This window comes from Glycomyces paridis (assembly GCF_004912155.1).
Lineage (GTDB): Bacteria > Actinomycetota > Actinomycetes > Mycobacteriales > Micromonosporaceae > Glycomyces > Glycomyces paridis.
Window position 1 is genome coordinate 16,157 of record NZ_STGX01000015.1, and the last position, 12,901, is coordinate 29,057.

13 protein-coding genes are annotated in these 12,901 nt (G+C 69.6%); 12 read left to right on the forward strand and 1 reads right to left on the reverse strand.

Going from position 1 to position 12,901, the window contains the following annotated elements; all coding sequences use genetic code 11:
- The first annotated feature begins 7 nt into the window (after nucleotides 1–7).
- The 7 genes from arc (at nucleotide 8) to E9998_RS18685 (ending at nucleotide 7,485) form a co-directional block, all read left to right on the forward strand.
- On the forward strand, nucleotides 8–1,789 hold the full coding sequence (gene arc, locus E9998_RS18655; RefSeq protein WP_136531212.1) for a proteasome ATPase: 1,782 nt from the start codon (nucleotides 8–10) through the stop codon (nucleotides 1,787–1,789).
- A 222-nt stretch (nucleotides 1,790–2,011) separates the two neighbouring features.
- Nucleotides 2,012–3,517 carry a depupylase/deamidase Dop gene (gene dop / locus E9998_RS18660; protein WP_136531213.1) on the forward strand — a complete coding sequence of 502 codons (1,506 nt, stop codon included), beginning with the start codon at nucleotides 2,012–2,014 and terminating at the stop codon, nucleotides 3,515–3,517.
- 110 nt (nucleotides 3,518–3,627) lie between these two features.
- A complete protein-coding gene (locus E9998_RS18665) occupies nucleotides 3,628–3,843 on the forward strand; it encodes a ubiquitin-like protein Pup (RefSeq protein WP_091028433.1) in 216 nt (71 codons plus the stop codon).
- Between the two features lie 201 nt (nucleotides 3,844–4,044).
- On the forward strand, nucleotides 4,045–4,839 hold the full coding sequence (gene prcB / locus E9998_RS18670; RefSeq protein WP_136531214.1) for a proteasome subunit beta: 795 nt from the start codon (nucleotides 4,045–4,047) through the stop codon (nucleotides 4,837–4,839).
- Nucleotides 4,840–4,854: 15 nt separating this feature from the next.
- Nucleotides 4,855–5,619 (forward strand): proteasome subunit alpha, encoded by a 765-nt coding sequence (gene prcA / locus E9998_RS18675; RefSeq protein ID WP_136531215.1) that lies wholly within the window; start codon nucleotides 4,855–4,857, stop codon nucleotides 5,617–5,619.
- Nucleotides 5,620–5,881: 262 nt separating this feature from the next.
- On the forward strand, nucleotides 5,882–7,240 hold the full coding sequence (gene pafA, locus E9998_RS18680; RefSeq protein ID WP_136531216.1) for a Pup--protein ligase: 1,359 nt from the start codon (nucleotides 5,882–5,884) through the stop codon (nucleotides 7,238–7,240).
- Nucleotides 7,241–7,248: 8 nt separating this feature from the next.
- Nucleotides 7,249–7,485 carry a hypothetical protein gene (locus E9998_RS18685; RefSeq protein ID WP_136531217.1) on the forward strand — a complete coding sequence of 79 codons (237 nt, stop codon included), beginning with the start codon at nucleotides 7,249–7,251 and terminating at the stop codon, nucleotides 7,483–7,485.
- 494 nt (nucleotides 7,486–7,979) lie between these two features.
- Here E9998_RS18685 and E9998_RS18690 read toward each other — a convergent pair whose 3' ends face one another.
- On the reverse strand, nucleotides 7,980–9,071 hold the full coding sequence (locus E9998_RS18690) for a DUF3866 family protein (RefSeq protein ID WP_136531218.1): 1,092 nt from the start codon (nucleotides 9,069–9,071) through the stop codon (nucleotides 7,980–7,982).
- A 112-nt stretch (nucleotides 9,072–9,183) separates the two neighbouring features.
- Between E9998_RS18690 and E9998_RS18695 the strand changes: the two genes are divergently transcribed.
- The 5 genes from E9998_RS18695 to tatC all read left to right on the forward strand — a co-directional run bounded on the left by E9998_RS18695 (nucleotide 9,184) and on the right by tatC (nucleotide 12,898).
- Complete coding sequence (locus E9998_RS18695; RefSeq protein ID WP_136531219.1) at nucleotides 9,184–10,161, forward strand: helix-turn-helix transcriptional regulator; 978 nt, start codon at nucleotides 9,184–9,186, stop codon at nucleotides 10,159–10,161.
- Between the two features lie 27 nt (nucleotides 10,162–10,188).
- Nucleotides 10,189–11,121, forward strand: a complete 933-nt coding sequence (locus E9998_RS18700; protein ID WP_136531220.1) for a helix-turn-helix transcriptional regulator — start codon at nucleotides 10,189–10,191, stop codon at nucleotides 11,119–11,121.
- A 26-nt stretch (nucleotides 11,122–11,147) separates the two neighbouring features.
- Complete coding sequence (locus E9998_RS18705; RefSeq protein ID WP_136531221.1) at nucleotides 11,148–11,354, forward strand: hypothetical protein; 207 nt, start codon at nucleotides 11,148–11,150, stop codon at nucleotides 11,352–11,354.
- A gap of 259 nt (nucleotides 11,355–11,613) precedes the next feature.
- Entirely contained in the window at nucleotides 11,614–11,892 is a 279-nt protein-coding gene (tatA, locus tag E9998_RS18710; RefSeq protein ID WP_136531222.1) for a Sec-independent protein translocase subunit TatA, read from the forward strand.
- Nucleotides 11,893–11,914: 22 nt separating this feature from the next.
- Nucleotides 11,915–12,898: a twin-arginine translocase subunit TatC gene (gene tatC, locus E9998_RS18715; RefSeq protein WP_136531223.1), complete on the forward strand. Its 984-nt coding sequence runs from the start codon at nucleotides 11,915–11,917 to the stop codon at nucleotides 12,896–12,898.
- Nucleotides 12,899–12,901 lie beyond the last annotated feature (3 nt).

Consider the following 12,901-nt stretch of genomic DNA (forward strand, 5'->3'; position numbering starts at 1 on the left):
GTGACCCGTGGCACGAAGCAACGATGACCGTCGACAGAACCTGGGCCAGGGCTCAGAGCAAGACGAACTGTCAGGACAGGTCGAAGAGCTCCAGGAAGAACTGGCCGCGGCACGACGCCGACTCACCGAAACTCCCCGACACCTGCACATTCTGGAGGAGCGGCTCACCGCCGCCCAGAGTCAGGTCGACCGCCTCTCGGAGCAGAACGAGCGGCTCGTGTCCACCCTCAAGGAGGCACGCGAGCAGATCGTCTCGCTCAAGGAGGAGATCGACCGGCTCGCGCAGCCGCCGTCTGGTTACGGCGTGTTCCTGGGCGCCCGCGAGGACGGCACCGTCGACGTCTTCACCTCCGGCCGGAAGTTCCGCGTCTCGCTCGCGCCGTCGATCGACGCAGACGAGCTCGAACGGGGCCAGGAGGTCCTGCTCAACGACGCGATGAACGTCGTCGAGGTGCTCGACTACGAGCGCATCGGCGAAGTGGTGACGCTCAAGGAGCTCATCGAGGTCCCCGGCGGGGGACCGCCCGACCGGGCCCTGGTGACCAGCCACGCCGACGAGGAGCGGGTCGTCCTCCTCTCCGAGGCGCTCATCAACGGGCCCCTGCGGGCGGGCGACTCGGTCATGATCGAGCCGCGCGCGGGCTACGCCTACGAGCGCATCCAGAAGAGCGAGGTCGAAGAGCTCGTCCTCGAAGAGGTCCCCGACGTCGACTACTACGACATCGGCGGCCTCGACGGCCAGATCGAGATGATCCGCGACGCCGTCGAGCTGCCGTTCCTGCACGCCGACCTCTTCCGTGAGCACGAGCTGCGACCGCCCAAGGGCATCCTGCTCTACGGCCCGCCCGGCTGCGGCAAGACGCTCATCGCCAAGGCCGTCGCCAACTCGCTGGCCAAGAAGGTCGCCGAGCGGCGCGGCGAGGAGGCCTCCGGGCGCTCCTACTTCCTCAACATCAAGGGCCCCGAGCTGCTCAACAAGTACGTCGGCGAGACCGAGCGGCACATCCGCCTGGTCTTCCAGCGGGCGCGCGAGAAGGCCAGCGAGGGCATGCCCGTCATCGTCTTCTTCGACGAGATGGACTCGATCTTCCGCACCCGCGGATCGGGCGTGTCCTCCGACGTCGAGAACACGATCGTCCCCCAGCTGCTGTCGGAGATCGACGGCGTGGAGGGCCTGGAGAACGTCATCGTCATCGGCGCCTCCAACCGCGAGGACATGATCGACCCGGCGATCCTGCGGCCCGGCCGCCTCGACGTCAAGATCAAGATCGAGCGGCCCGACGCCGAATCGGCCAAGGACATCTTCTCGAAGTACATCACCACCGGCCTGCCGCTGCACGACGACGACCTCGCCGAGCACGACAAGGACCGCGACGCCACCGTGCTGTCGATGATCCAGGCCGTGGTCGAGCGCATGTACTCCGAAGTGGACGAGAACCGGTTCCTGGAGGTCACCTACGCCGACGGCGACAAGGAGGTCCTGTACTTCAAGGACTTCAACTCCGGCGCCATGATCGAGAACATCGTCGCGCGCGCCAAGAAGATGGCCATCAAGGACTTCCTCACCCACCAGTCCAAGGGCATCCGCCTGAGCCACCTCATCGACTCCACAGTGGACGAGTTCCGCGAGAACGAGGACCTGCCCAACACCACCAACCCCGACGACTGGGCCCGGATCTCCGGCAAGAAGGGCGAGCGGATCGTCTACATCCGCACGCTCGTCTCCGGCAAGGGCTCCGACTCCGGCCGCAGCATCGACACCGTGTCGAACACCGGCCAGTACCTGTAACGACGCCGGCCGCGGGCGCACCCCGCGGCCGGCCCCACACACCATCGCCGACCGGCCGACGGGCACGCCCGTCGGCCGGTCCCGTCCCTCCCGGCGGGTGTCGGCCCCGGTCCGACCGGGTAACCGGCGCACGTCAGGACGCTGGCCGACCACCGGCGGGAAATCCGAACCGCTGCGTTCGGAGGGGGCGGGCGATCGCCAGAAGGGACTAGGCTCGAAACCATGACCGTACGCCGCATTATGGGCACCGAGATCGAATACGGGATCTCCGTGCCGGGCCAGCCGGGGGCCAACCCGATGGTGACCTCCTCCCAGATCGTCAACGCCTACGCCGCGCGCCCCGAGCTCTCCAAAGGCGGCCGCGCCAGGTGGGACTACGAGGAGGAGACCCCCCTTCGCGACGCGCGCGGCTTCACCTACACCGGGGCCCTCTACGACCCCGCCGAGAACCTCGCCGACGAGGACTCCGGGCTCGCCAACGTCATCCTCACCAACGGCGCCCGCCTCTACGTCGACCACGCGCACCCCGAGTACTCCACCCCCGAGGTCACCAACCCCCGCGAGATCGTCCTGTTCGACAAGGCCGGCGAGATGACCATGGCCGAGGCCGCCCTGCGCGCCGCCCACACGCCCGGCATCGGACCGATCAACCTCTACAAGAACAACACCGACAACAAGGGCGCCTCCTACGGCGCGCACGAGAACTACCTCATGTCGCGCCAGACGCCCTTCGCCGACATCGTCGCCCACTTCACGCCGTTCCTGGTCACCCGACAGGTCTACGCCGGCGCCGGGCGCATCGGCATCGGCCAGGACGCCTCCGAGCACCGCTTCCAGATCTCCCAGCGCGCCGACTTCTTCGAAGTCGAAGTGGGCCTTGAGACCACGCTCAAACGCCCCATCATCAACACCCGCGACGAACCCCACGCCGACGCCGAGCGCTACCGGCGCCTCCACGTCATCATCGGCGACGCCAACCTCGCCGAATGGGCCACCTTCCTCAAGGTCGGCACCGCCTCCATCGTGCTCGCCATGATCGAGTCCGGCGCCTTCGACGGCTCCCTGGCAATCGCCGAACCCGTCGCCGAACTCCGCGCCGTCAGCCACGACCCGACCCTGCGGCACAAGATCGAACTGCGCAACGGCAAGCGCCTCACCGCCGTCGAACTCCAGCAGGCCATCCTCGAACAGGCCGAGGCCTACTGCGGACCCGACGCCGACCCCGACACCCGCGAGGTTCTCGACCAGTGGGCGTACGTCCTCGACGCGCTCGCCCGCGACCCGATGGAACTGGCCGACATGCTCGACTGGCCCGCCAAGCTCTCCCTCCTGGAGCGCTACCGCGAACGCGAGAACCTCGACTGGGGCGCCGCCAAACTCCAGGCCATCGACCTCCAGTACCACGACGTGCGTCCCGAGAAGGGCCTCTACCACCGCCTCGTCGCCCGCGGCAAGATGAAGCGCCTGCTCACCGACACCGAGATCATCGACGCCATGACCGAGCCGCCCGCCGACACCCGCGCGTTCTTCCGCGGTCGGTGCCTGGCGCGCTACCCCTCCGAGGTCGTCGCGGCCTCATGGGACTCGGTCATCTTCGACGTGGGCGCCGACTCGCTCGTGCGAGTGCCCATGATGGAGCCCGAAAAGGGCACCAAAGCCCATGTGGGGGAGCTGTTCGAACGCTGCGCCGCGGCCAAGGACCTCCTCGACGTCATCACCGCCGACTGAGGCGGCACGTACCGGCCGCGGGAATAATGCACGGCGGCGAAGCGTCGTATCTGGCGTCTTGTCGTACTCTCGCGGTACGGTTTAGGCACCAAGGGTAGAAGGGAACGGCTATGGCAGCGAAGGACTCCGGCGGGCAGTCGCAGTCGCAGCGGTCACGGCAGGAAGCAGACGCCGAGACCACCGAGGCCGCTGTAGACCCCGAGATCGCCGAACGCCACGAAGCGATCACCGAAGAAGTCGACGACCTGCTCGACGAGATCGACGAGGTCCTGGAGACCAACTCCGAGGAATTCGTCCGCTCGTTCGTGCAAAAGGGCGGCCAGTAACAAAGGCCCCCTGCCGGTGACAGGGCCACCTGGTGCGACGTCGTACAGGCGCATCGGGGGCCTTGCCCCCACCGTCGGCCCCGCACCCCTAGCGGCGGTGCCAGGGCCCCCAGCGGCGATCCGCACTTTCTGAATAGTGAGAAATAGGGAGGTCATGTCGTGACAGGTCAAGGATTCCCAGGCAAACTGCCCAACGCGTATATGACGGCTGGAACCTCCTCCTTCTCGGAGTTCCTCTCGCAGGTGGCACCGGAACTGCTGCCGGGGCGCAGACCCCTGCCCCCCGGCGACTACGCCGAGATCAGCGCCCACGCCACCACCATCGTCGCCCTGCGCACCGCAGACGGCGTCGTCATGGCCGGCGACCGGCGCGCCACCATGGGCAACTACATCTCCAGCCGTGACATCGAGAAGGTCTTCCCCGCCGACGGCTACTCGCTCGTCGGCATCGCGGGCACGGCCGGACTCGGCCTCGAACTGGTCAAGCTCTACCAGCTCGAACTCGAACACTACGAGAAGATCGAGGGCGCCCCGCTCACCTTGAACGGCAAGGCCAACCGCCTCGCCACCATGCTGCGCGGCAACCTCGGCATCGCCCTCCAGGGCCTCGCCGTCGTCCCCCTGTTCGCAGGGTTCGACATCGACGCCGCCACACCCGCCGAAGCCGGACGCATCTACAGCTACGACGTCGTCGGCGGCATCTACGCCGAACGCGACTTCGACTCCATCGGCTCGGGCTCGATCTTCGCGAAGAGCTCCCTGAAAAAGCGCTACCGGCGCGGCATCTCCACCGACGAGGCCGTCGCCGCCGCCGTCGAGGCGCTTTACGACGCCGCCGACGACGACTCCGCCACCGGCGGACCCGACCCGACCCGCGACCTCTACCCGGTGGTCATGACCGCCACCGCCGAGGGCTCCAAGCGGATCGACGAGGCCGCCGTCGCCGACGTCGCCCGCGCGGTCATCGCCGCGCGCACCGAGAACCCCTACGGATAAGGAGAGGAGCCTGACATGGCCATGCAGTTCTACACCAGTCCCGAACAGATCATGCGGGACCGGGCCGAGTTCGCCCGCAAGAACATCTCCCGCGGCCGCAACGTCGTGGCGCTCTCATGCGCCGACGGGGTCCTCATGGTGGCCGAGAACGTGTCCTCGACGCTGCACAAGGTCCACGAGCTCTACGACCGCATCGGCTTCCTCGCCGTCGGCAAGTACAACGAGTTCGAGAACCTCCGCTCCGCGGGCGTCCGCCTCGCCGACCTGCGCGGCTACTCCTACGACCGCCGCGACGTCACCGCGCTGGGCCTGGCCAAGGCCTACGCCCAGACCCTCGGCGCGATGTTCCCGGAGCAGACCAAGCCGCTCGAAGTCGAACTGTGCGTCACCGGCGTGGGGGCCGCCCCCGAAGCCGACGAGTTCTACCGGCTCACCTTCGACGGCTCCATCAACGACGAACCCGGTTACCTCGCCATGGGCGGCGACGCCGACCGACTCAAGGAGGTCCTCGCCGAGGGCCACGACTTCGCGGCCCCGCTCGCCGACGCGTTCGCGCTGGCGCTGCGGGCCCTGTCCTCGGACGGCGGCAACGGCACCCGCCGCGAGCTGACGAAGGACGTCCTGGAGATCGCCGTCCTCGAACGCGCCCGCCCGGGCCGCGCCTTCCGCCGCATCGAGGGCCTGGCCCTCGACGCGCTGCTGGCGCAGACCGAGTCCGAATCCGACACCGACGACGGCGCCGCCGAAGGCGACGCGACCACCGACACCGACGAGTCCTGACCGGCGCCGAGCACCGAGGCCGGGCGGCTCTCGCATTAGCGGGGCCCGCCCGGCACGGGACCGGCGCGCACCCGAGGCGCGATCGACGACGCTCCATCGCGAACGGACCGTCCCACTCAAGTGGACGGACCGTGACGGCGGTGTCCGGCCAAGCCGAACCGAACCGCCGCAATCCGAACAATCTCCATAGTGCCCGTCGCGGTACGGAACCGTTCGACCGCGAGGGGTGTTCTCCTCAACCGAATCGGGGTAGGGTTTCGACATGGACAGGCGCATTTTCGGACTGGAGACCGAATACGGGGTCACTTGCACCTTCAGGGGACAGCGCCGCCTGTCCCCGGACGAAGTGGCCCGCTACCTCTTCAGGCGTGTGGTCTCCTGGGGCCGCTCCTCCAACGTGTTCCTCCGCAACGGCGCCCGCCTCTACCTCGACGTGGGCTCCCACCCCGAGTACGCCACTCCCGAGTGCGACTCGGTCGACGACCTCGTCAAGCACGACCGCGCCGGCGAGCGCATCCTCGAAGGCCTCATGATCGACGCGGAGAAGCGACTCCACGACGAGGGCATCGCCGGGGACATCTACCTGTTCAAGAACAACACCGACTCGGCCGGGAACTCCTATGGCTGCCACGAGAACTACCTCGTCAGCCGCCACGGCGAGTTCGGGCGCCTCGCCGAGGTCCTCATCCCGTTCCTGGTCACCCGCCAGCTCATCTGCGGCGCCGGCAAGGTCCTCCAGACCCCCCGCGGCGCCCGCTTCTGCCTCTCCCAGCGCGCCGAGCACATCTGGGAGGGCGTCTCCTCGGCGACCACGCGGTCGCGCCCGATCATCAACACCCGCGACGAGCCGCATGCCGACGCCGAGCGCTACCGGCGCCTGCATGTCATCGTCGGCGACTCCAACATCAACGAGGTCACCACGATGCTCAAGGTCGGCTCGGCCGACCTGGTGCTGCGGATGATCGAGACCGGCGTGACGATGCGCGACCTCACTTTGGAGAACCCGATCCGGGCCATCCGCGAGATCAGCCACGACACCACCGGCAAGCGCCTGGTGCGCCTGGCGAGCGGCCGCGAGGCCTCCGCGCTCGACATCCAGCGCGAGTACCTCGAGAAGGCGATCGACTTCGTCGACCAGCGCGGCGCCGACGCGAACACCAAGCGCGTCATCGACCTGTGGGGCCGGGTCCTCCAGGCCGTCGAATCGGAGGACCTCGACTCGGTCTCGCGCGAGATCGACTGGGTCGCGAAGTACAAGCTCATCGAGCGCTACCGCGAGAAGCGCGGCCTGGCGCTGTCGAGCCCGCGGGTCGCCCAGCTCGACCTTGCCTACCACGACATCCGGCGCGGCCGCGGGCTCCACCACCTCATGGAGAAGCGCGGCGAGGCCGAGCGGATCACCCATGACGTCGAGGTGTTCGAGGCCAAGGAGGTGCCGCCGCAGACCACGCGCGCGCGCCTGCGCGGCGAGTTCATCCGCAAGGCGCAGGAGAAGCGCCGCGACTTCACCGTGGACTGGGTGCATCTCAAGCTCAACGACCAGGCCCAGCGCACGGTGCTGTGCAAGGACCCGTTCCGCTCGCGCGACGAGCGCGTCGACAAGCTCATCGCCAGCATGTGAGCCGCGCCGTGACCGAGCAACGCGAACGCGCCGAACCGGAGCGCCCCGCCGACCGGTCGGCACCCGGCCGGGCGAGCCGCCTCGGCTCCCTCGACCCGGTCGCCGCCTACGAGCGGCGCACCACCCGCATCCGCGAGGAGATCGCCCGCAACCGCCGCGGCGAGTACACGGTCCCGACCTGGGTCCTCGCCCTCGCCCTGGCGGCGGTCGCCGGCGCCTGGATCGTGGTCCTGTTCGTGCTCTAGCCGACTGAACACGAGGAACGCCCGCGCTCCGGCGCGGGCGTTCCGCTGTTCCCAGGGCATGTCGAGCGTCCGAACGGACCCTGGGGAAGGCCCCCGATTTCGACCGTAGCGCGGAGAACCTGAAGCGGAACTGAAGGCGGCGCAGCGCAAGCGAGAGCGGTTCGGGCGCAGCAGAGGAGCGCCTCGGTGCTGGGTAAGGGCCCCCGGTTTCGACGCTAGCGCAAGGTACCTGAAGCGGAGCTGAAGACGGTGCGGTTCTGGCGAGACCGGGCGCAACCGGTTTGGGCGAATCCGAAAGGAGCGCCTCGGCGCCGGGAGAGGGCCCCCGGTTTCGACGCTAGCGCAAGGAACCTGAAGCGGAGCTGAAGACGGTGCGGTGCTGGCGAGACCGGGCGCAACCGGTTTGGGCGCATCCGAAAGGAGCGCCTCGGCGCCGGGAGAGGGCCCCCAGTTTCGACGCTAGCGCGTGGTTCCTGAAGGGGAGCTGAAGGCGGTCAGTCGCGGTGGGCGGCGATGTGGGCGGCGTGCCTGCCCGCGGCTGCGGCGGCCACGAAGTAGACGCGGTCGCGGTCAAGGCCTCTGCCCATGGTGGACAGTTTGACCGGCAGGTCGAGCATGGCCTCGGCCAGGCCCGAGCAGTCGACGGTGACCTGGCGGTGGCGTTCGGGCAGTTCGGCGAGCTGGGTGCGGATCTTCGGCTCCAGGTCGGCGGGGAGCTCGTCGGGCACCGGCACGTCGGCGCCCGCGAGGGCGACCTTGCCGTACGCCGTCATCGAATGGTGCGACACGCCCCGGTGGCGTTCGCGCGCGTCGCCCTCGGAGATCCGCAGCGACGCCACCGGCCGGCCGCCGAGCACCGCGGCGGCGTTGACCGCCTCGCCCGCGGCCGTCCCCGAGAAACCCCACACCGTGCCGGTCCCCAGGTTCCCCGGGCCCTGCGCGACGATCGCGATGTCCGCCCCGCCGACGACCCGGGCCGCGATGAGCGCGTTGTGCACGTTTGTCGCCTCCAGGTCCCCGCCGAAGCACTGCCCCGCCGTCACCACGGTGCACAGCCGGTCCGACAGCTGGTCGAGCTGGCGCGAGAACCACGCCGGCAGCGAGCCGCCGTCGGTCATCACGTACGCGACCTTCGCGCCCGGCGCCGTCGCGTGGACGCCCGCGAGCACCGGCGCGAGCGCCGAGTGCAGGTCCGCGACCACCACCGGCATCCCGCCGAGGTCCTCGCAGCCCTCCACGGCCGCGCGGTACGGCGAGTCGTCCTCGTCCACGGCCAGGCGCATCGCCTGCATGGGCGTGTACCGGGCCTTGACGATGTGCCCGGGCCCCTCCACGTCCGCGGGGAGCCGGTCGGGCACCGCCACGACCAGCGCGTACCCGCCCGTGCCCAGACCCTTGGCGATGGCGTTGCAGTTGAGGAGCACCCGGTCCCCGGCCTCGGGGACCCCCACGAGCTCGTCGTAGGCCAAGCCCCGGCACGAGAACCCGTCCTCGCCCTCGCGGGCCTCCACGTCCACGTCCAGCTCGGTGCACCCGCGCCAGCCGCCGCGCACGCCGGTCACGGTCCCGTATCGCCATCTGATCACGACCGGACAGTATCAAAGCGGCCCAGCCGGAGCCGTGGACGCCTCGCGAAGCCCCCGCACGCCGGGCCGGGCGTGATGGCGGCCCGCCTCCGCCAGGGCATAGGCTGGGCGGGTGTCCAACGATCGCACTGAACGACTGGTGAACCTGGTCCTCTGCCTGCTGTCCTCGCGGCGCTTCCAGACCGCCGGGCGCATCGCCAGGATCGTCCCCGGATACGAGCACGATCTCGACGACAAGAAGGCCCACGACGCCTTCCAGCGCAAGTTCGAGCGCGACAAGTCAGAACTGCGCCGCATCGGCATCCCCCTCCAGTCCGGCGTCGACTTCCTCGGCGACGGCGAACCGGGCTACCGGATCGCCCGCTCCGACTTCGAGCTCCCGCAGATCGAGTTCACCGACGCCGAGGCCGCCGCCGTCGCCGCCGCCGCCCGCCTGTGGCAGCAGCCCGACCTTCAGTCGGGCTCCGCCGAGGCCCTGCGCAAACTCCGCGCCGCCGGGATCGACGTCGAGTCGCACGCCGCCGCCACCCCCATCAAGGCCCTGCCCGGCGCCGAGACCGCGCTGGCGCCGTTCCTCGAAGCGGTCGCCTCCCGCCGCGCCGTCGTCTTCGAGTACCTCGGCGCGCGTGACGAGACCGCCCAGCAGCGCCGCCTCCAGCCCTGGGGCTGCGCGGCCTGGCGCGGCCGCTGGTACGTCGCCGGACTCGACCTCGACCGGGGCGCGCAGCGCTGCTTCCGGCTCTCGCGCATCCCCGGCAAGGTCCGCCTCACCGGCCCCGAAGGCGCCTACACGATCCCCGAGGGCGTCGACGTGCTCGCCTTCGCGTCCGCGTCCGAGACCCCCCAGATCCCCTCCCGCGCCAGGATCGTCGTCCGGCCCAAACGCGCCTGGGGCGTGCGCCGCCGCGTCGACCAGATCGGCCCGCGCACCCCCGAAGGCGACGAGGCCCGCTTCTCCTACACCGACACCGCCCAGACCGCGGCCTGGCTCGCCTCCTTCGGCCCCGACGTGCTCGTCCTCGAACCGCCCGAACTGGTCAAGGAGACCGTCGCCTGCCTCCAGGCCCTCGCCGACGAGGAACGCCCGTGACCGCCGACCAGGAACTGAGGGACCGCCGTGACCAGTAGACTCGCCCGCCTGCTCAACCTCGTCCCGTACCTCGTCGCGCGCCCCGAAGGGGTCCCCATCGCCGAGATCGCGGCCGACTTCGACGTGCCGGTCGACCAGATCCAGTCCGACCTCACCATGCTGTGGATGTGCGGCCTGCCCGGCTACGGCCCCGGCGACCTCATCGACATCGCCTTCGACGCCGACGCCGTCCGCGTCCTCTTCGCCGCCGGGATGGACCGCCCCGTCCGCCTCGCCGCCCACGAGGCGCTCGCCCTCTCCGTCGCCCTGCGCGTCCTCGCCGACACCCCCGGCGTCGGCGACCGCGCCGCCATCGCCTCGGCCCTCGACAAGCTCGCCGCCGCCGCGGGCGAGGCCCCCGCCGACGTCACCGTCCGCGACACCGTCACCGACCCCCGCGCCGAGCGCTACACCGCGCTCGTCGCCGCCGGGCACGCCGCCCGCATCACCTACTACTCCGCCAGCCGTGACACCACCTCCGAGCGCGTCGTCGACCCCATCGAGGTCGTCGCCGCCGACGGCCACGCCTACCTGCGCGCCTGGTGCCGCGCCGCCGGCGAGATCCGCCAGTTCCGCATCGACCGCATCGACGCGTGCACCGAGCTCGACGAGCCCTCCGAGCCGCTGCGCCTGACCAACCAGCCCGCACCCACCGCGTTCCTCGCCTCCGAACTGCCGAGCATCGAACTGCTCCTGGGCCACGGCGCCAAGGGCGTCACCGACTCCTACCCGTGCGAGAGCGTCACCGGCGAGCCCGACGGGCGCCGCCGCGTCACCATGCGCGTGCGCGACCTCGACTGGGCCCGCCGCTTCGTCCTCGGCCTCGGCGGCGACGCCGAAGTCGTCGCCCCCGCCGAACTGCGCGAATCGGTCCGCCGGACCGCCCGCGCCGCGCTCGCCCGCTACGCCGCGGCCGCCTGAGGCGTCCCCACCGCTACACTGACGCCATGATCTGGGTGATATCGGTCGTCCTGGCACTCGCCGGGCTCATACTCCTCGCCGTGTCCGCCCTGCGGCTCCGCGGCGGCCTCGCCGCCCTCCGCACCGGCCTCGACCGCGTGCAGGAACGCGCCGCACAGGCGCAGGAACTGCAAGAACGCCTGAACGCGACGCTCGCCGAAGCCCAGCGGGCCGCCGCACGCACCGCGAAATGACCGCGCGGCCCTTGACGAAAGCCGAAAACGTGACGCTTCCCCGTCACGGCCGCCACATTCTGATAAAGATCGTCGATCCCGAAGCCTCCAGTGTTGACGGAAGTGTCAACCGTCGGTCATGCTTGTCCGGCTCGACGATGTCGTAGCCACGCCCATGCCGGTGACCTGGAAGTGAACCGAGTCTCAGGCTCCGTGGCAGCCGCCTCCCGCGCGGCATACGATGGTTACGTCACCGACATATATCCGGAGGGACCGAACAATGGGTGCATTGAAGCCCTGGCACATCATCATTCTCGTCGTTGTTATCTTGCTGGTGTTCGGCTCCCGGAAGCTTCCGGACATGGCCCGCGGCCTGGGGCGCTCGATGCGCATCCTCAAGTCCGAGACCGAGGCCATGAAGTCCGACTCGACCAGCCCGGAGAAGGACGGCGACGTGCGCGCCGAGCCCAAGCACACCCGCGAGCCGCTCGACCCGCCCGCTCCCGTCAACGAGAGCGTGATCGACGGCGAATCGGTCGACCACAAGAAGACCCACTAACCCGGACGCGGCCGTAACGACTATGGCTGACGAACCACCGCGGCGCGCGGGAAGACGCAAGAGCAAGTTCCAGCGCGCCGCCGACGGCTCCATGACGCTCATGGAGCACCTGGCGGACCTGCGGCAGCGCCTTCTGGTCGCGGTCATCGCGATCCTCGTTGGCACCGCAGTCGCGTTCTTCTTCGCCGACGACCTCATCAAGTTCCTGTCGGACCCGTACTGCTCCGCGCTGGGCGCCGGCACGGTGACCGAGTCCGGGGACGGGGCGAAGTGCGAGGCGGTCCTGAACTCGCCGATCTCGCACATCGCCCTGATGCTGAAGATCTCGCTGTACTCGGCACTGGTCGGAACGGCGCCCATCTGGCTGTACCAGCTGTGGGCCTTCATCGCCCCGGGCCTGCACCGCAACGAGCGCAAGTACGCGTACCTCTTCATCGGCATCGCCGCCCCGCTGTTCCTCGCGGGCGCGATCCTGGCCTACTTCGTGGTCGCCCACGGCATGGAGTTCATCATGCTGCTGGCGAGCCAGGACTTCGTGATCCTGCTGAACCTCGAGGACTACCTCAACTTCTTCATCTCGGTGATGATGGTGTTCGGCATCGGGTTCGAGTTCCCGCTGATCATGTTGATGCTCAACGTGATCGGGCTCGTCAACGCCAAGCGGATGCTCGGCTGGTGGCGCATCGTGGTCGTGGTGAGCTTCATCTTCACCGCCGTCTTCACCCCCACGCCCGACCCGTTCGGCATGACGGCGCTGGCGATCTGCATGCTCGTGCTCTACCTCGCGGCCTGCGGCGTCGCCTACCTCAACGACCGGCGCAAGGGCGTCGTCTACGGCGACGACGGCCTCGACGACGAGGAGGCCAGCGACATCGGCGCCTCCGACGACGTGGAGGTGGCGACCTCGATCGCGGCCGGCGGCCTCGACGAGGACGACTACCCGGCCGAGAACGAGCGGCGCAACCGCTTCGGCAGGCGCGTCGACGGCTACGACGACATCACCTGAGTC